The 19,567-nt window shown below is 46.7% G+C and carries 16 protein-coding genes and 1 pseudogene; 11 read left to right on the plus strand and 6 right to left on the minus strand.

The window, feature by feature from the left end; all coding sequences use genetic code 11:
• Positions 1–74: 74 nt before the first annotated feature.
• Entirely contained in the window at positions 75–2,129 is a 2,055-nt protein-coding gene (locus tag ACWAU4_RS05815; protein ID WP_044733930.1) for an EAL domain-containing protein, read from the minus strand.
• A gap of 200 nt (positions 2,130–2,329) precedes the next feature.
• Between ACWAU4_RS05815 and pnp the strand changes: the two genes are divergently transcribed.
• From pnp to ACWAU4_RS05840, 5 genes are all read left to right on the plus strand, one after another.
• The gene (gene pnp, locus ACWAU4_RS05820; RefSeq protein ID WP_025009937.1) at positions 2,330–4,432 is read left to right on the plus strand and encodes a polyribonucleotide nucleotidyltransferase; all 2,103 of its coding nucleotides are present in this window, start codon (positions 2,330–2,332) and stop codon (positions 4,430–4,432) included.
• Positions 4,433–4,585: 153 nt separating this feature from the next.
• Positions 4,586–5,485 (plus strand): lipoprotein NlpI, encoded by a 900-nt coding sequence (gene nlpI, locus ACWAU4_RS05825; RefSeq protein ID WP_144224186.1) that lies wholly within the window; start codon positions 4,586–4,588, stop codon positions 5,483–5,485.
• A gap of 950 nt (positions 5,486–6,435) precedes the next feature.
• Entirely contained in the window at positions 6,436–6,756 is a 321-nt protein-coding gene (locus tag ACWAU4_RS05830) for a helix-turn-helix domain-containing protein (RefSeq protein ID WP_109248253.1), read from the plus strand.
• Positions 6,749–7,963, plus strand: coding sequence for a type II toxin-antitoxin system HipA family toxin (locus ACWAU4_RS05835; RefSeq protein ID WP_454290482.1), 1,215 nt, complete (start codon positions 6,749–6,751; stop codon positions 7,961–7,963). Before ACWAU4_RS05830 ends, ACWAU4_RS05835 begins: the two co-directional genes overlap by 8 nt.
• Before the next feature lie 216 nt (positions 7,964–8,179).
• On the plus strand, positions 8,180–8,374 hold the full coding sequence (locus ACWAU4_RS05840) for a helix-turn-helix transcriptional regulator (protein ID WP_000127614.1): 195 nt from the start codon (positions 8,180–8,182) through the stop codon (positions 8,372–8,374).
• 16 nt (positions 8,375–8,390) lie between these two features.
• Here ACWAU4_RS05840 and ACWAU4_RS05845 read toward each other — a convergent pair whose 3' ends face one another.
• From ACWAU4_RS05845 to ACWAU4_RS05855, 3 genes are read right to left on the minus strand one after another with little or no spacing between them, the layout of a single operon-like run.
• Entirely contained in the window at positions 8,391–9,632 is a 1,242-nt protein-coding gene (locus tag ACWAU4_RS05845) for a tyrosine-type recombinase/integrase (RefSeq protein WP_028870222.1), read from the minus strand.
• 1 nt (position 9,633) lies between these two features.
• Positions 9,634–9,903 (minus strand): hypothetical protein, encoded by a 270-nt coding sequence (locus tag ACWAU4_RS05850; RefSeq protein ID WP_088585986.1) that lies wholly within the window; start codon positions 9,901–9,903, stop codon positions 9,634–9,636.
• 2 nt (positions 9,904–9,905) lie between these two features.
• Entirely contained in the window at positions 9,906–10,880 is a 975-nt protein-coding gene (locus ACWAU4_RS05855) for a ParM/StbA family protein (RefSeq protein ID WP_001963822.1), read from the minus strand.
• A 482-nt stretch (positions 10,881–11,362) separates the two neighbouring features.
• On the opposite strand from ACWAU4_RS05855, the gene mobI reads away from it, so the two are divergent.
• The gene (mobI, locus tag ACWAU4_RS05860) at positions 11,363–11,788 is read left to right on the plus strand and encodes a conjugative transfer protein MobI(A/C) (protein ID WP_000229427.1); all 426 of its coding nucleotides are present in this window, start codon (positions 11,363–11,365) and stop codon (positions 11,786–11,788) included.
• A 10-nt stretch (positions 11,789–11,798) separates the two neighbouring features.
• On the opposite strand, the pseudogene umuC reads toward mobI, so the two are convergent.
• Positions 11,799–12,977 (minus strand): annotated as a pseudogene (gene umuC / locus ACWAU4_RS05865) (translesion error-prone DNA polymerase V subunit UmuC); the annotation flags it as partial.
• An 881-nt stretch (positions 12,978–13,858) separates the two neighbouring features.
• On the opposite strand from umuC, the gene ACWAU4_RS05870 reads away from it, so the two are divergent.
• From ACWAU4_RS05870 to ACWAU4_RS05890, 5 genes are all read left to right on the plus strand, one after another.
• Positions 13,859–14,473: a phosphoethanolamine transferase domain-containing protein gene (locus ACWAU4_RS05870; protein WP_454290483.1), complete on the plus strand. Its 615-nt coding sequence runs from the start codon at positions 13,859–13,861 to the stop codon at positions 14,471–14,473.
• A 24-nt stretch (positions 14,474–14,497) separates the two neighbouring features.
• The gene (locus ACWAU4_RS05875; RefSeq protein ID WP_151532535.1) at positions 14,498–15,478 is read left to right on the plus strand and encodes an IS5-like element ISEc68 family transposase; all 981 of its coding nucleotides are present in this window, start codon (positions 14,498–14,500) and stop codon (positions 15,476–15,478) included.
• A 404-nt stretch (positions 15,479–15,882) separates the two neighbouring features.
• Positions 15,883–16,887, plus strand: coding sequence for an NAD-dependent epimerase (locus ACWAU4_RS05880; RefSeq protein ID WP_188740967.1), 1,005 nt, complete (start codon positions 15,883–15,885; stop codon positions 16,885–16,887).
• Positions 16,888–16,944: 57 nt separating this feature from the next.
• Positions 16,945–17,685: a glycosyltransferase family 2 protein gene (locus ACWAU4_RS05885; RefSeq protein WP_188740966.1), complete on the plus strand. Its 741-nt coding sequence runs from the start codon at positions 16,945–16,947 to the stop codon at positions 17,683–17,685.
• The gene (locus tag ACWAU4_RS05890) at positions 17,685–18,353 is read left to right on the plus strand and encodes a TVP38/TMEM64 family protein (RefSeq protein ID WP_188740965.1); all 669 of its coding nucleotides are present in this window, start codon (positions 17,685–17,687) and stop codon (positions 18,351–18,353) included. The genes ACWAU4_RS05885 and ACWAU4_RS05890 overlap by 1 nt, the downstream gene beginning before the upstream one ends.
• 199 nt (positions 18,354–18,552) lie before the next feature.
• Here ACWAU4_RS05890 and ACWAU4_RS05895 read toward each other — a convergent pair whose 3' ends face one another.
• Positions 18,553–19,503, minus strand: coding sequence for an IS30 family transposase (locus ACWAU4_RS05895; protein WP_115389073.1), 951 nt, complete (start codon positions 19,501–19,503; stop codon positions 18,553–18,555).
• Positions 19,504–19,567: the final 64 nt, after the last annotated feature.

Below are 19,567 nucleotides of genomic sequence, written 5' to 3' on the forward strand. Positions count from 1 at the left end.
ATTCTGACCAGTCATTCTCTTTGAGCACGGGCTTTTCAGAGTGAGTGAATGCAGCGAAGCTTATCGGCTCAAGCTCAGCTTAGTTGGCCATCCAGCTCCAGGATCCTGGCGTTATTCGGGATGATGTACTTGGCCTCAAACTCTTCCAGTGACAGCGGCTGACTGAAATAGAAGCCTTGACCTATGGCGCAGTGATTTTGCTTCAGCCACTCAAGTTGCTGCTCGTTCTCTATGCCTTCGGCGACAATTTTCAGATCCAGTTGCCGTCCCAACATCAAAATAGTGGAAGCTATTGCGCTCTCATGGGGCAGGTCGGTCACGAAACAGCGGTCAATCTTCATGGTGGTGATTGGCAAGTGTCTCAGATAGGAAAGGGATGAGTAACCTGTACCGAAGTCATCGACGGCAATACCGAACCCTGCGGATTTAAGTTGCTCCAGCTTGCTGATTGCCAACTCAATATCATTCATTAGCGAGGTCTCGGTGATCTCCACTTCCAGCAATTCAGGCTTTATCTGATAGCGCAGCGCCATCTGTTTGATATCCGGTACCAGGCTGGCGTCAGCAAACTGCTGTGAGGCAACGTTGACGGCGATAGGGGTGCTGAAGTTATAGCGTTTTTGCCAGCGGCGCAGCACCCGGCAGCTTTGTTCTATGACCCAGCGGCCGATAGGGATGATGATCCCGGTTTCTTCCGCCACGGGAATAAACGACATGGGGCTTATCAGGCGGCCGTCTTTTTGCCAGCGGATCAGCGCCTCACATCCCATCAACTCGCCGGTCTCTATATTGACCTTAGGCTGAAAGTGCAACAGGAATTCGTTGTTACGGATGGCATCGTGCAGGGAGGCTTCGGTGCGCAGTCTCACCGCCGCTCGCTCTGTCATCTGTTGCTTGAAGAAAGCCCATTGGTTGGAACCGGCAGCCTTGGCACTGTACATGGCGATATCGGCATGACGAATAAGGTCTTCGGCGCTCAGACCATCTTCGGGGTAGATGGAGATACCTATGGAAGCGGCCGGGTGAATGGCATGTTCGTTGAGCTGCACCGGAGTATTGAGCTGGACCAGCAACTTGTCGACAAAGTCGGCGGCCTGGGTCGGTGATTGGATTTCATCGGCCAGGATCACAAACTCATCGCCGCCGAGACGGGCCACTGTGCCCTTGTCACCGACCACCCGCTCCAAAATACGGGCGATTCTTGCCAGAAACTGATCGCCCACCGCATGACCCAGGGAATCGTTGACGTTTTTGAACCTATCGAGGTCGATAAACAGTAGGCTGAAGTTACGTCTGTGCACCCTGGCGCGTTGAATGGTGACGGCTATGGTTTCAAGTAGCAAGGTACGGTTGGGCAGGCCGGTGAGTGGATCCCGGGTCGCCATTTTACGCAGCTTGCTTTGGGTCTGGCTGAACTGTTTGAGGATTTGGTTGAACTTGGAGGTAACCAGCCCCAATTCGTCATCTTTGTGGTTGGCCGATACCGGCAGCATGTTTTCATCCGGTGATTCCGGGTCAATTTTGTCTATCGCCTCGCTGATACGGGCGATGGGTTGGGTCAAGAAGCGGTGGAATACTATGGACAGCACCAGAGTCAGAAACAACGCCCTGGCCAGGGTGGCGGCAAAACTGAACTGCAACTGGCTGATAAGGCTTTGGGTCAGCTCTCGGGTATCATAATTGATAGTGAGTGTGCCTATCAGTTGCTCTTTTTGCGCACCTTCAAAATAAAAGGGCCGTTGCAGTGGCCTTGATATCTGCTTGAGATCGCCAAACAGTTTGAGACTGATATCCCCGAAAGTATCTGAGGGCTCCGGGCGGCTGCTGCCGAGATTCACGAATAGAGAGTTGTCGTCCAGAGTGATCTTGGCCGAACCGACATGGTCTACCTTCATCACCCCTTCAAGGGTTTGCCGGGCCAGATTATCATCCAGCGCCCAGACAGCATTGGCGGCAGGCTGCTCCACAGAATCGAGCAACTCCTGCTGGCTGCTGATCAAGGACTGCCTTTCTGTAGTCACCACAATCAAAATTTCGATGATAAAAATGGCAACGGCAAAGAATAGCGCAGTGAAAACCACCAGATTGGTCTGCTTCCAAGTGAGTGATTTGAACCTGGCAGTATTCATCTGCCTCTTCCTGCTTTGTAGTCGAATTCTATATTCAAGGCTAGTCCAAATTGGTAGCAATGCAGCAACTTGTGGTTGATATAGTCCACTTTAGAAAAAAGAAGCGCCTTTGTCATCATCTGGCACTCTTTATCTATTCAAGATGTTTGCAGTATACTTACGCGCGAAATTCAAGGTTATTAAATTAAGGAATGGGTCAAGTGAATCCTATTGTAAAAAGTTTTGAGTATGGTCAACACACAGTCACTCTGGAAACAGGGGTTATTGCACGCCAAGCCGATGCAGCCGTTCTGGCCAGCATGGGCGATACTACAGTTCTGGTGACTGTGGTTGGCAAGAAAGAAGCAGACCCAAGCCGTGACTTCTTCCCGCTGACTGTTAACTATCAGGAAAAGACTTACGCAGCCGGTAAGATCCCTGGTGGTTTCTTCAAGCGTGAAGGTCGACCATCCGAAGATGAAACACTGATCGCCCGCCTGATTGACCGTCCTATCCGTCCACTGTTCCCTGACGGCTTCACCAACGAAGTCCAAGTGATCATCACTGTGGTTTCTGTTGATCCACAGATCGAGCCAGACATTGTGGCCATGATAGGTACCTCTGCTGCTTTGGCTATCTCCGGTATTCCATTCAATGGTCCTCTGGGTGCGGCACGTGTCGGTTACATCAATGGCGAGTACGTGCTGAATCCTGGTGCAGAGCTGCGTGAAAACAGCCAGCTGGATCTGGTTGTTGCCGGTACTCAGAGCGCCGTGCTCATGGTGGAATCTGAAGCCAAGGCCCTGCCTGAAGAAGTGATGCTGGGCGCCGTGGTATACGGTCACGAACAGCAGCAGGTGGTGGTTAATGCCATCAATGAACTCAAGGCCGAAGCCGGTAAGCCGGCTTGGGACTGGACCGCTCCTGTTGCCAACGAGGAGCTGGTTGCCAAGGTTAAGGCGCTGGCCGAAGAAGGTCTTACCGCCGCTTACCAGATCATCGCCAAGCATGAGCGCCGCGATGCGGTAGTTGAAGTCAAGAAAGCCGCTATCGAAAAGCTGCTCGAGGAAAACCCTGAGCTGGATCAGCGAGAGCTGGACGGCCTGCTGGGTAGCCTGGAGAAGAAAGTAGTTCGTAGCCGCATCATCAAAGGTATGCCTCGTATCGATGGTCGTGAGCCTGATATGGTGCGAGCCCTGTCTGTGATGGCCGGCGTGCTGCCACGTACTCACGGTAGCGCCCTGTTTACCCGTGGTGAAACTCAGGCTCTGGTGACCTGTACTCTGGGTACCGAGCGTGATGCGCAGAAGATTGACTCTATCATGGGCGAGCGTACCAACCGCTTCATGCTGCACTATAACTTCCCTCCATACTCTGTCGGTGAAACCGGCATGGTGGGTTCACCAAAGCGTCGTGAAATCGGTCACGGTAAGCTGGCATGGCGTGGTATCAACGCAGTAATGCCTTCTGCCGAAGAATTCCCATACAGCGTGCGCGTAGTATCTGAAATCACTGAATCCAACGGCTCCAGCTCTATGGCATCTGTGTGTGGTACTTCTCTGGCGCTGATGGATGCCGGTGTACCTATCAAGACTTCTGTTGCCGGTATCGCCATGGGTCTGGTGAAAGAAGGTGATGACTTCGTTGTACTGTCTGACATTCTGGGCGATGAAGATCACCTGGGTGATATGGACTTTAAAGTGGCCGGTACCCGTGATGGTGTAACCGCACTGCAGATGGATATCAAGATTGAAGGTATCACCAAGGAGATCATGGAAATTGCGCTGCAGCAAGCCTATGGTGCCCGTGTGCATATCCTCAATGTAATGGATCAGGCCATTGGCTCTGCCCGTGACGATATCTCCGACCATGCTCCACGTATCACTACCATCAAGATCAACCCTGAGAAGATCCGTGAAGTGATAGGTAAGGGCGGTGCAACTATCCGTGCACTGACTGAAGAGACAGGTACCACTATCGAGTTGGAAGACGACGGCACTGTGAAGATTGCTTCAAACAATGCCGATGCCACCAAGGAAGCTATCCGCCGCATCGAAGAGATCACCTCTGAAGTGGAAGTGGGTCGCATCTACAAGGGTAAAGTTATCCGCATTGTTGACTTCGGTGCCTTCGTTAACATATTGCCTGGTAAAGATGGCCTGGTACACATCTCTCAAATCGCTGAAGAGCGTGTGGCCAATGTATCCGACTACCTGCAACTGAACCAGGAAGTTACCGTTAAGGTAATGGAAGTGGATCGTCAGGGCCGTGTGCGTCTGTCTATCAAGGAAGCACAACAAGCTGCTCCAGAAGCTGCCGAGTAAGCTTTCATAGCATGAGAAAAGGAGACCTTGGGGTCTCCTTTTTTATTGCCATCACTTAAATTATCTTGGATTTGCCACTGCGGCTTGATAGCGTAGGCACTGCTGTATTGCTATGATTGAGCCTGCATTGGGATATGACAAAGGAAGGATTGGATGAGTTTTAATCTGCGCGCCGCTGTGTTTTCTGTACTGGCCGGAGCCAGTTTGCTGACTTCGGGATGCGCTTCCCTGCCGGCGTCTGAAGCCAACAGTGAATTGTTGGTCGCCCCCGTCTTGCCGGACTATAAGTTGGAAGTTACTCTGGCAAAACTCAACGAAATCCTGGCCAGAGCAGAGCTGACCACAGAGCAGCGCGCCCGTTTTCATTATGATCGCGGCGTTATATATGACAGCGTAGGTTTGAGGATCCTCGGACGTATCGATTTCCATCAGGCGCTGAAATTGCAACCGGATTTGGCCGATGCCTATAACTTCCTCGGTATCTATTACACTCAGGAAGGTGAGTTTGAAAGTGCCTACGAGGCGTTTGATGCGGTTCTTGAGTTATCGCCTGAATATGATTATGCCTTTCTCAATCGCGGAATTGCCCTTTACTATGGCGATCGCAAAGAGCTTGCTGCCAAAGACATGGAAAGCTTTTACCTCAAGGATGAAAGCGATGGTTACCGGGCGCTGTGGCTATATCTGACCGAATATGAACTCTCACCCCAGGAAGCGCTGGCAAGGCTGCAGTTCAACCGCACCCGTCTGGATGACAATGCCTGGGCGACTGTGCTGGTCGACTATTATCTGGGCGCGGTTGATGACTCCCAGGTGTTTGCCATGGCCAAGAGTGGCCTGACTCACCCCAAAGAATATGCCGAGCGCTTGTGTGAAGCCTATTTCTATTTGGCCAAGGTGGCGACCGAGCAAGGCCATAAGGATAAGGCCGCCGATTATCTGCGCCTGGCGCTGGCTACCAATATCTATGATTTTGTCGAGCACAGATATGCCAGAATGGAACTGGCATTGCTGGAGCAAACGCCGCAACCTGTACAACAGACAGCTAACTGATCTGCCTTTATCTGACAATCAAAGGCCTTGCCTAGCCAAGGCCTGAGTGAGGCGCTATAATTTGCGCCTTTTTCAAGCGTCATAAGTGTACGGAAGAACATGTCAGGTATTAAAGTCGAAGTGGACAAGCGCCGCACCTTCGCCATCATTTCTCACCCTGATGCCGCCCAGCCTTTCAACGCTTAAAATCACCTTTCATTGCACACCACAATCACATCTCTACGTACTGAATTTAAAGGCTTTTTGTCTTTTTCTCGTTTATTTGCTTTTCAATGATGTTCAAGCGTAACCTCAGAAAGTGTGTACAAACTTGAGTACAAATTCCGTTTTAGAGGCCTTTGGCGAAAATTCCATGACACAAACCTGTCTGTAGGCCTTGTGGTTACTGGGTTTGACGTAAAAAGTACTACCGTTAAAAAGAGTCTCTTTTTTGGTAAATGTTTTCTTCTGTACCAAATTACAAAATTTAATGAGGGAGTTTATTGTTGGTGTAATTTTTGCTTTAGTGTTTGTTTTTGAAGATGCTTGAAGCGAACCAATACGGTTATTTCTAATTGAGATATCAGACTTACCTTCAAATTTAGTTGCTGTTTACACCATCATTTTGCACTTGTTTTTCGACTTGTGTGTACAAAATTTCCTGTAACTGTGTACAAACTTCCTCTTTGTTGCACTTATCTTCTGGCGATTTGACGCGAGTTCTTCTGTAGCCCTTGCTGTATAAGGGCTGAGCGACAAAAGTACTTAGGGAGTTTGATGCGTCAGTTCGCGATTATCAGGGAGAGTATCGCTCTTTTGTCGATGACAAAAATCTCCTTCTACTTATATGTAATTATGTATCAGGTCATGGCTTTTGATATGTAATGGCTAATCAAATTTGTGTTATTTGAGTTGCTGTGATATGTTTTTGTATATAATTATTCTTAAGTGATGCATTAAGGCGTATCGAAATGAGCTATGTAACAGAGCAGATACTAGAAAGTCTTCGAGAAGCTCGGGTACGAAAGGGGTTTAGCCAGAGAGAGTTAAGTGCTCGTTCGGGTGTGCCTCAAAGCCATATTTCGAAAATCGAGTCTGGCAGTGTTGATTTAAGAATATCCAGTTTGATTGCACTTGCCCGTGTACTGGACCTAGAGTTATTTGTTGCGCCAAAAAAATCTGTACCTGCCATCAAGTCGATCATTCGAAGTGGCCAAGGTGTTAACGGCATCAGCGACGAGGGTGAGCCAATGTCGCCCGCATATCAGTTAGAGGAAGACGACAATGACTAACCATGTCTCTACGCTCAACGTTTTGCTTTACGGTGAACCCATTGCAACGATCACCAACGTGGGCAATGACAGAACGCTTTTTGCCTTTATGGATTCGTACATTCATGACGAATCGCGTCCTGTGTTAGGACTTGGCTTTAAAGATTCGCTAGGTGGCCTGCTGACTCACTTCAAACCGACCCAAACCAAGTTAACTCCGTTTTTCTCTAACCTTTTGCCAGAAGAAACCATGCGTCATTACCTGGCTGAGCGTGCCGGTGTTAATCCAGCGCGGGAGTTTTTTCTATTGTGGGTACTTGGACAGGATTTGGCTGGCGCAATCACGGTTGAGCCTGCGAATGGTGAAGCCTTACCACCTAATGTGCATCAAGACATAGAAGATGAAACGAAGACAGATGGACCAATGCGTTTTTCATTGGCGGGAGTGCAATTGAAGTTTTCAGCTGTGCAGCAAGCAAATGGCGGTTTAACGATCCCAGCAACCGGTCAAGGTGGCTCTTGGATTGTAAAATTACCGTCGTCTCGATTTGAAGCTGTGCCAGAAAATGAATATTCAATGATGGAACTGGCTCGGATGTTGGGAATGGACGTGCCAGAAACGCAGCTACTGCCTATTAATCGGATTGCTAATATCCCAAATGGCATTGGCAAATTTGGTGACAGTGCGTTTGTGATCAAACGTTTTGACCGTGCAGATGGTCAAACTGTGCACATTGAGGACTTTGCGCAAGTGTTTGGCGTTTATCCTCAAGATAAATACAAAAAAGCCAGTATGCGCAATATTGCTCAGGTTATCGGCATCGAAGGCCAAGACGAAGACATCGCAGAGTTTACGCGCAGATTGGTGTTCAATACCCTGATTGGTAATGCCGATATGCATTTGAAGAATTGGTCTTTGATCTACAAAGATAAGCGCACAGCGTCTATTGCACCTGCTTATGACTTTGTTTCAACCATTCCTTATATCCCAGATGATAGTGCGTCGCTGAAGGTGAGCCGTAGCAAGAAATTCAGCGATTTCGCGCTGGATGAGCTATCACACTTAGCGGCCAAAGCCATGTTGCCAGAAAAATTGGTGTTAGATACCGCAAAGCAAACCGTAGCAGGCTTCCATGAGGTATGGGCGAAAGAAAAAGCGCATTTACCACTTACTAAATCAGTGATTGAAGCCATCGAAACGCACTTACGAAGCATACCGCTACGCTGAACACCTAGTTGCTAGAGCGTGCATATCGATAAAGATGGTTTAACTTCACGCGATTTTACGGCGCTTAGCGCCGTAAACTAGAAATTTTGTAAACTGCACAATGATACCGGTGTTTTGATAAGGCTGATCTTCTGAACAAATCATGCATCTTTCTGACCATCAACTAGTGATGAATCAGGCGATGATAGCTTTACATTGATTTTCAGGAGAATGCAGATGACAGCAGTAGCGCACCAGGTAACCCCTTTTCTAACGTCTTACGAAGTGATGGCTCGTTACCACATTAGCTATACGACGCTCTGGCGAAGAATAAAAGATGGCAGCTTGCCGCAACCTCGTATCAACCGAAATACGCGAAACAAGCTGTGGCACATTGAAGATTTGGAGGAGTATGAGAAGAAAGAGGACTGAGCCTCTTTCTTTTATTTTATTGTCCGAAACGCCAGTTGAATGGAAAGCCTGTCGGCTCGATGATGGTCTCTAGCTGTTGATACCAAACGTCGTAAGCATGACGCATTTCATCCAGGTACTGATATTGGTTGTAGATAGCATCCAACCCTTTTTTGCTGTGGCCAATCATCAACTCGGCAACTTCTTGCGTCGTGATGGCAGACATTCGCGTTCGCATCGTTCTGCGAAGATCATGCATAGACCAATGTTCCATCTCAACACCAAGCGATCTGCGAGCCCAGATTTTCACATTATTAGGAATAGTGGTATCAAAGCCATTTGTGGCAAGCTCTTCTTGTCCGTTCGCGGGAAACAAGTAGGTTGATTTGCTCATCTGCATCGCCAGTTCAATCAGCTCAATAGCTGGCTTAATCAATGGCCGCATGATCGGCGCTCCAATTTTCTCACCTTGTTTGCGGATCTCTATGGGCACTGTCCACATTGCAGATTGCAAGTCAAAGTGATGCTTTTCAGCTTGAATGAGTTCGCCCTTGCGCCCTCCCAATAAGAGAAGCAGTTTTATGTAGATGCGATTCTTCTCAGTGATTTTTGACTCATGCAAATAGCGCCAAAGTATCCTGATCTCGTTGTCATTTAGCACCCGAGTTCGTTTGCCTTTCTTACCGCCAACCTTTTTTGCTGTGATCCCAGCGGCAGCGTTAATTTCCAAAATTTGTTCATCAATCAGCCAGTCATAAAACTTGTGCAGCACAGACACCAGACGTTCTGTGTTTGAAGGGGACGACTCCGAAACCTCACGAAGACAGTTTCGCAAGGACAATTCATTGATGTCAGTTAATGGGTACTTGCCAAGTCGGGGCAGCAAATATATTTCACTGCTGCGTTTTTGGTAGTGCCACGTTTTCTCCTTTAGCCCTTGCTTACCGGCAGAGTCTATCCAGTCTCGAAAAATCGATTCGAAGCTTTGATTGGCAGAATACTTGGCCCGTTCCTGCTGTAGGTAGAGCTTGGGGTTTCTGCCCTGGTCGAGTACCGCCCTTAACCTATCCAGCTCATTCCTAGCTTCAGCAAGCTTCATAAGTGGGTAAGTACCAATGTCTACCCGCTGTTGCTTGCCATCGAAACGATAACGAAACTGAAAAACAATTTTGCCCTTGGGCGATACCCGAGCACTTAGCCCATCTCGGTCGGCTTTTACTACGGTTTCTTTTGCTTCTTTATTTAACCTGGCATCGAGCCAGCTAACTGATAACGCCATGTTATAAGCCCAGCCCTAGTTTTGATTTTAATGATTGTTTACGTGATTCTGCTTTGGGTTCTGGCGCTGTACTCATAGAAGTAACTTCACCATCTGGTGCAAGGCCATCCACCGGTACAGATGTAGTGGATGGATTGGGTTGGCTCATGTGAATTAACCCAAAGGTGGCCAGCATCCGCAGACGCTCAGCGCGTTCCCGTGGCGGCGTCTTTTCTAATTCTTTGAGCAGTTCAGGGTGGCTCCCTGGGGGAATGTTGACGACAACTCTCATAATCAGGCCCCATAAAACCAGAAGCCTCGGACGTTCGCCAAAACAGACTGTTCCGGCACGATGATCTTGCTTCGTGAAAAAATCTCCTTGGCCGCTTCCTTATAAGCCATGGCTCCACCTCCGGCGATCAATACCAAGTCCGCATTGATGCTTTCGTCACGCATGGATTGGCGCATGGCTGTAAGAGCAACAGGCGCTACCTTTTTCATGGCAGCATTCAGATAGGGTGAAATATCGACTTTTTCTCCAAATAGCAGCACCTGCAAGTCGCCGGTTCTCATGGCTTTTTCAAGTCGATCCATACCTACTTTGGCACCGTGATCTTCTGAAATTAGCTTATCAATGGTTTCCAGTAGCACGGACATTGCCTGAAGGCTGGTTCCTGATGAGCTGTAGCGAATTTCTCCGGCCTCAAGTGCAACCCAGTCAACAGAAAAGAAGCCGGGATCGATGACGACGACACGACCTTCTTCAATCAAGCCCAGATCACCACCTGTTTGAACCAGATCCATGTAGGCACCGGCAGGCTGCGGCAGCACTTTGACGTCATGAACGGTGATGCTGCGCTTAGGCGTCACTTGATGGACACCTTTTAAACGCTGCACAAGGTCAGATTTACGTTGTGGTTCATGAAACTGGGAAACCGGTAATCCAGTGACAACCAAATCGATGGATTCCGTTTCAGCCATTAACAAGGCGGCATGAAAAAGCGCCTTATAGGTTTTTGTGGTGGGATATTCGGGGTGAAGCTCTCGTTCCCAGCCTTGAAGGCGTCCAGCAGGAACACCAGCGGCCCAACGCTCATTATCGACTGACACATACAAACAAGTTTCATCATCGCCTCCACCGATACGCTCAGGCATACGATCCGCAGGACCGGCCCCCGCAGGCAGAATAATGGTTTTCGGTTCACTGCCTGATTGGCCAATAGCCAGCTTCAGGTTCGAGTAACCGATATCTACGCCTAGTACAAACATACTTATCTCCTGTGCACTCAAAGTGCTCTAACGGTTTTCAACTAACCGCTCAGGTCACGCTTGGGCATGTCCAAGTGCTCTGGCGGTTCACTCAAATGTCATTATCAGGATTCGGTGTACTGGCGGTGGGCAGAAAGGTGACAAATCCTTTCATCTATCTGCCTATTGCATTTTCGCAAAAGTATGAGAATAGGCGCTGTTTGGCGGCGGATGACCTAGTCAAAAAAATCGAGACGCCAAACGTCGTTTGCATTCTGGCCTGAACTCGCCAAACGGTTTGTATCTTCATGACGATACGTCTTTTCAGGCATTTTTATGTGAAATCAGCCTGTATCCCTTGTCGGGTATGGGATTGAGCGAGTCGATTTATATCGAGACGCCAAACAGTGATTGTGACGGCAGTTTTACGTTTGGCGTTTCGATCCAAAAGCCAAACGGATAGTGGTTTTGGCTTTTAGGGTTAATTGGATGGGGAAATTGGTTTGGTAGAAATCGTCAATGAACAATGGAAAGCAGATGTATCAGATTTACTTCAGCAAGAAACGGACAGGCTAAAAGCGCTGGCACGAGCTGAAGTTGATGACTTTTGGGTTACCCATTACAAGGTTCGAGAGAATGAGCCCTTTAAAGACTGGGGTCTGCTTGGTGTCCGTATCAGAGACTTTAAGTATGGCTTTGGCATAGAGTGGTATATCAACAGTTTTCACGGTCAACGAGGCAAACGCGTGGTCTTTAGCAAGGGGCTGCGTATCTCAAAGACGAAGCTGAGATACGCATTTTTAGACTGCCAAGGTTTGGCCAAAGAATGGGAGCTAGCGCTGGCCATGGAGAAAGAGGAATTCTTCAGTGATATTCGACGCCAGGTTGATAAGCTCAACATGCTGCGTCGCAGAGTGAATGCGTATTGAGTCAACTGCGCTACTTCACTCGCGGTAACTGGTCCCAGCGTGTTGTATAAGCGGGAGACAAATGCTCTCGCTTCATCGACCAATCTTTCTTGAGTCCTTGTCCAGCAAAGAAAACCTTTCCGGCACCGCTTTGGTTAATGGTGTCCAATACAGACATTAACTGCTGGCTATTAGAGCGGGTCGATACGTCATCGAATAGTCCTGGTTGAAACATGCCTGGATCGTAAAAGTCAGACAGCATGACGCCCGCTTTGGCATAACGAAAACCATCCTTCCAAATTCGCTTGAGTAAGTGATTGGCCAGCTCGATAAAATCCCGCGTATCGCAACTGGGGAGCAGCAACTCACCCGATGCAGAGTTGCTGTACTGCGGCTCGTTGTCCTTAAAGGGGCTGGTACGAATAAACACGGTTAGCACTTTGGCTTGCTGCTGCTCTTTGCGAAGCTTCTCAGTGGCGCGGGTTGCGTATTCGCATACGGCTTCACGTAACAATTCAAAGTGCGTCACTTTTACGCCAAATGAACGGCTACAGACGATTTGTTTCTTAGTTGGCGGGATCTCTTCAAGTTCAATGCACGACTCACCATTGAGCTCTCTGACGGTTCTCTCTAAAACCACTGAAAACTGGTCTCTGATGGCTCTAGGAGAGGCATTGGCGAGATCTAAGGCTGTGGTGATACCCAACGCATTTAAACGCTTAGTAAGCCGTCTACCAACGCCCCAAACATCATCAACTGGGACTAATGCGAGCAATCGACGTTGCCGATCTGGATTGGTCAGGTCTACAACGCCCTGAGTGGCGGGATACTTTTTGGCGGCATGGTTAGCCAGCTTGGCGAGTGTTTTAGTCGGTGCAATGCCTACACAGACGGTGATCCCAATCCAGTGGCCTATACGCTCTCGCACTTGTTGTCCGAACTCGAAAAGGGATATGGCAGACTCAATACCGGTTAAGTCCAAAAACGCTTCGTCAATGGAGTAAACCTCTACTCGTGGTGCCATCTCCTCCAAAGTGCGCATCACTCGATTGCTTAAATCTGCATACAGCGCATAGTTGGACGAGAATGGCAAAATGCCATGACGCTGCATTTCAGCTTTGATCTGAAAGACGGGTACGCCCATTTTTATACCGAGTAACTTAGCTTCACGCGACCGTGCAACCACGCAGCCGTCATTATTCACCGTTACACGTTTTACACCCTAAAATGTTATGAAAAACCTTTCTGAACAAAGCCTGTAGCCTGATTTGTGTAATTCTCATCGATATGAAGCAATAAGTTGAGAATTTTTTAATATGGGGCTCATTAATTCTCAACAATTAAGTGTGGCATAACATTAATGTCTAAAACTTCTCAGTCTCGCATGCCAGATTGGTTCGTAGTCGTCGAGTGGTGATTGTGACAATAAAGATCGAAACTTATGCTTTATCAACATGGCTATCTTAGATAAGTGTGCCAACAAAGTTTGAAACACACTTTTGCCCCATTGTTTGTCAGCCAAAGAATGAGGGCGCTTCTTTCTGGCGTTGTATAGACCTAGTTTTTCTAATCTAAGCGATGATAGTTTGGGCCTTCTTGAAAGTGAAACCCGTTGGGTTCTTCTTACTAGATTTGTTTTACTGATTAGTGTCAGGACTCTTGAATTGAACCATAACTCTTGGGATTTTTTAACTTCAATATCCCATTAATTGAGTTGGCTAGAACTTGTCTGAATGCACAGGTACTTAATATCTCGACAAGACATTCGAAGTCGCTAATAGCAAAAAATACCAGTGATGCGATGCAGGCTTGAGTTTCAATATAATCAGGCAGTGAGAAGAAAGCTGGTGTACCAGAAATACCGTTGTCGACAATTTTTTTACACATCAATTGCAATACTAACCCTACCTCAGAATTGTGAAAGTCTATTCCATTTTATTCACTAGTTCTGAAATAACTAAATTCCTATGTCCATAAGAAATATCACCAGGTTTATCATTGATGATGTTAATAAAAAAATTGCCTACGTATCGTATACCGATGCATATGACAACACTCGTTATATTGTGTGCTGTATATTTTGGTACTGTGATGAATTATCCCGTACTGAAAACTATTTTTAATCTGAGTTCAGACGTTTCCAATCCTGTCTTCCCTTATACCGCGCCGGTGTTACTGACCTGTGCATTTATTATTATTTTCTCAGCATTTGCTTGGTCTTATATTTTTAAGCCGTTTATGTTTTTTGTGGTACTGACCTCTGCTGGGGCATTGTACGCGGCGGTAAATTTTCAGACCATGTTTGATTCCACTATGATGGAAAGTGTGTTTGAAACTAACTCATCTGAAGCCTTTTTCTACCTCAATTATACGACAGTCTTTTATTTATTCGCTTTTGGTGTCGTACCTTGTGGCTTCATAGCCGCCGTTCGTATAACACCGTTTCAAAATTGGAAATATGCTCTTCTCTCCAGAGTTGGTCTTGTTCTTGTCGCTGTTGTTGGTATTGGTCTTATTGCGGAGACTTGTTACAAAGATTACGCCTCAGTAGGCCGAAATAATAGTTACTTAAACAAAATGATTAATCCTGCGCACATCTACAATGGCGCAAAATACCTTAAGAAAACCTATTTCGAAACTAAACTGGCTTACCAAACATTAGGGAAGGTGCGAATAAGTCCGAGATATGAGATCATCGTGTTGTAACCTGAACCCTGAATGAGTAACCGGATGAGCCAGCAACTGACTTTTGCCGACAGTGAGTTTTCCAGTAAACGCCGCCAGACCCGCAAAGAAATCTTCCTTGGCAGAATGGATAACTTGCTTCCCTGGGACAAATTACTTGGCGTTATCGAGCCTGTGTATCCCAAGGCCGGTAATGGTCGCAGGCCCTATCCGCTGGAAACCATGCTGCGTATTCACTGCATGCAGCAATGGTACAACCTGAGCGATGAGGCCATGGAAGATGCCCTCTATGAAATCGCCTCCATGCGCCAATTTGCTCGCCTGTCACTGGATAAAGCCATTCCAGACCGCACTACCATCATGAATTTCCGGCATTTGCTGGAGCAGCATGAACTGGCCCGCAAAATCTTCAGTACCGTTAATCACTGGCTAGCAGAGTGTGGCGTTCTAATGACCCAGGGCACCTTGGTGGATGCCACCATCATTCAAGCCCCCAGCTCTACCAAAAACAAACACAATAGCCGTGATGAAGACATGCACCAGACCAAGAAAGGTAACCAGTGGTACTTCGGCATGAAAGCGCACATTGGCGTGGACGCCAAAAGTGGCCTGACCCACAGTCTGGTGACCACGGCGGCTAACGAGCACGACCTCAATCAGGTTGGCAAGTTACTGCATGGCGATGAAGAATTTATCTCAGCCGATGCTGGTTATCAGGGGGCCGAAAAGCGCGATGAGCTCAGCGATGTCAGCGCAGACTGGCTTATCGCCAAGCGTCCCGGCAAAGTGAATGCATTGAAGCAACACCCGCGCAAGAACAAGCTGGCCATCCGTTACGAATACCTGAAAGCGAGTATCCGAGCGAAGGTTGAGCATCCATTTCGGATAGTAAAATGTCAGTTTGGTTTCGTCAAAGCCAGGTACAAGGGGCTGGCTAAAAATGACAGTCAACTGGCGATGTTATTCACCCTGGCGAACCTGGTTCGAGTTGACCAATTGATACGGGCACAGGCGAGATCTACCTGAAATGAGGAAATTGGCCTGAAACAGGGCCAAAATCAGCCACGAAGAGACGATTTTGGGCTGAAAATTGGAAAATTGAGCCACAGGACGTCGATAAAGGACGGTTTGGGGCGTCATATTGGGAGCTGCGAACCACTTAATCGCAGCTTCCTTAAGAAAAGTGGTCAGATTAAAACTCAGCAAGTGTCAGCTTAAAGTAGGAGTGCTTCAAAAGCGGTTTTCCGGACTCTCCTTAATGAGTCTATCAAAAGCTGTAATGAAAATTTGTATCTAACTGGGTGGTAAGCCCATTTTTTGGTAAAAAATCAACCTTTTTTAATCGCTGTCAACTTCATGAAATCATGTTAATGAGGTTTACATTTTTAACAAAAATACATATTATATGAGAAAAATTTTAGTGATTAATTATGAAGTACTTAGTGACTGGAGCTGCTGGTTTTATAGGAAGTGCAACGGTTAGAAAGCTCAATGCTCAGGGACATGAAGTGGTTGGTGTGGATAATCTTAACGATTACTACGATGTAGCGCTCAAACATGCAAGATTGCATTTCTCCGCACACCCATTATTTCGATTTTATCCTTTTGATATTTCGAGTAAAGAAGCAATTGATACGTTGTTTAAGAAAGAGAAGTTTGAGCGGGTTATTCATCTTGCTGCGCAAGCAGGTGTACGATACTCAATAGATAACCCCCATTGTTACGTTGAATCTAATTTGACCGGTTATTTAAATATATTAGAAGCTTGCCGCCAGAATAGAATTCAACACTTAGTTTATGCTTCTTCCAGTTCCGTTTATGGGCTAAATAGTAAAGTCCCGTTCTCTACGTCAGATCGCGTTGATCATCCTGTTTCCCTTTATGCAGCGACAAAAAAATCTAATGAGTTAATGGCGCATTGCTATTCGCATCTCTATCAAATTCCTACCACTGGACTACGCTTCTTTACCGTTTATGGCTCATGGGGACGTCCCGATATGGCGCCTTTTCTCTTTACTAAGAAGATACTAGAAGGAGATACCATCGATATTAACAACAATGGGGATATGTGGAGGGACTTTACACATATTAACGACATTGTTGAGGGTATCGTACGGATTGCAGATGTCATTCCTAGCCCAAATAAGCATTGGAAGGTTGAGGACGGCTCACCCGCGAGTAGCTCTGCTCCTTTTGCGGTTTACAATATCGGACATGGTTCTCCTATAAATCTTATGGATTTTATAAAGGGGATAGAAAACCAACTAGGTATTGAGGCGAAAAAGAACTTCAGAGAGATGCAACCGGGCGATGTCTACCGTACATACGCCGATACTGAAGATCTTTTACAGGTAACCGGGTACAAGCCAAAGGTATCTATACAAGAAGGTATCGCTGAGTTTGTGTCATGGTACCGAGAATTTTATAACAAATAAGAAAAATGATTTTCTGTAGGTTTTTATTTACAGATAGCTTAAACAAGGTTAGAGCTCATGTTGCCGAGTATATCAGTCGTTATTCCAGCTAAAAATGAACAAGGGAATATAGGGAAGTTAGTTAAAGAAATTCATGACAGCTTGAAGGTTTATCCTCAATTTGAAATTGTCATCACTGATGATGGCAGTACCGATAATACCGTGCAGGAAGCGCTTGATGCTGCACAAGAGTGTGGTTGCGACTTGCAGATTGTGAGTCATGAGAAAAGTTGCGGACAAAGTACCGCTGTTTTAACCGCAGTTAAACATGCGAAAGGTGAGTGGATCATTACATCAGATGCCGATGGTCAGAATGATCCGTCAGACATGCCAAGTATGTTAGAGCTCGCCGCTCAAGTGAAAAAACCACATTTCTGTATTGCAGGCTACAGGGCTAAACGCTTAGATACTGCTTGGGTTCGTTTCCAATCTAAAGTCGCCAATACAATACGACATGCTCTGTTAGGTGATGGCGTACCAGACTCCGGTTGTGGCTTAAAAGTCATTCCTAAAGCTACCTATCTTCGATTGCCATTCTTTGACCATATGCACCGTTTTTTACCCGCGTTGATCAAATCCTTAGATGGTGAAATTGTGGTTCATCAAGTGGCACATAGAGACAGAGAAGCCGGCACTTCAAATTACAACGCTTGGAACAGGGCTTGGGTCGGCATCGTAGATTTACTTGGTGTCATTTGGTTACAACGACGTACTAAAAATCCAATGGTCAAAGCTGTAAGTAGTGTGAATAGCAAATAATGAAGTGGATTAAGCTTTTATTTCTCATTGTTGTTGGGGTACTGATTGCCAATCAGCTTGATAATCCTGTTATGGTTCATTTGACAGATAAGAACTGGCTTGTCGGTTACATCCAACAAAATGGTACGACAGGGAAAATGGTGGTATTCCTTTTCAGTGTCATCTTTTTATCTTTTAGCGGGCCAAAGCAAGCAATTGCATTGGTGTTTGGGTATTTATTCAGTATCAACTTAGGCGTTACATTAACATTGTTCGCTTGTATTTTTGCAGCGGCACTAAATTATTACTGCGCTCGGTTTATATTCGCAAACTGGTTATATCGACGCTTCCCGAACAAAATGATTAAGTTCAATTCCTTTGCCAGTCGTAAGCCGTTTTACAAAATATTGCTGTTACGGCTATTTCCTATTGGGAACAACGTTGTGACTAACGTCTTATCAGGTAGTGTCCGAGTACCTTTTTTCGCATTTCTTACTGCAAGTATACTCGGTTATCTCCCGCAAATTATTATCTTTGCACTTGTGGGGGCAGGAATTCAGTCTTCAAGTAACACAATGATATACCTTAGCATTTTCTTTGGTGTCATGAGCGCTATCCTCACAGGGTTTCTTTACAGAGATCATATTAAGAGCCGTGTTGAACTATTAAAAATGGAAGAGGAATTATGATACCCGTTTTCACAAAGTCTAGGTTAGCTTGTTCAGATACTTGCTAGGTCAGAACTAGAAAGCGTGGATCTGCGAAGACACGGGACGATGGGCTAATTCTTTAATCCCAGTAAGACTATCAAATAAGAAATTAAATGGATTTATTATCTTTATTATGATGTGAGCGCGAATTCAACTCCGAAGTGCACCACTCGCTAAATTAGGCTGCCTTGCGTAATTCATTGAATACCGCAATAGGTTGCCTGAAGCCGAGGCACTTTCTCGGTCTGGCATTTAATGCCCGTTCAATCTCACTAATTTGCTTATCTGTTACCGTCCGCAAATCGGTGCCTTTCCGTATGTATTGCCGCAGCAAACCGTTGAAGTTTTCATTCAGTCCGCGTTCCCAGGACGAATAAGGGTTAGCGAAGTAGACATCCGTTTTAAGCTTTTCTGCGACCTGTTCGTGGTCACAGAACTCGCTGCCGTTGTCCGCAGTGATAGTTCGAACATAACCTCGATATTTCCACAGCATACCAACCATGGCCCGGGCCACATCGGCTGCGCTTTTCGCTGGCACTTTGCGTATCAGGTACAGCTTACTTTTTCGCTCAACCAGGCTAACAATCGCGCCCGTACCTTGCTTGCCCAGAACCGTGTCAGCTTCCCAGTCTCCGAACCGCTTTTTCTTGTTCACGATAGCGGGACGATGCTCTATGCCTACGCGATTCGGGATAATCACACGCTTCGCACGGTTACCTTTACGGTATCTTCGGTGACTCTGGCGTAGCTGTTTGTACAACTTGCCGCCGCATAATTTATCACGCTGGACATAGCCATAAATCCACTCGTGACTGACGTTATATCCGATGATTTTACCGACACCGGCTATTTGTTCCGGACTCCACTTCTCATTGAGACCGAACTCAACAAAGGTGATGGTCAGTCCAGATATTCTAGACTTCGCGGACTGACAACGGCGTTTTAGTGCCTTCGCCTGAGCGACTTCCGGCAAGTAATGGTTATCCCGAATTCGATTGCGATTTACTTCCCGGCTGATTGTGCTGTGACTGACTTTCAGACGTTTTCCTATCTCCCGATAACTGAAACCCTCGCGTAAATAGGCCTCAATCTGGTATCGTTGTCCCTCGATCAACTGCTTGTAATTCATGGTAACTACTCATGTTTGTTTGGCGACTACAGAGTATCACCAACAGGCAGTTGATCTCTCCTCA

Source organism: Shewanella sp. FeAMO (genome assembly GCF_053653955.1).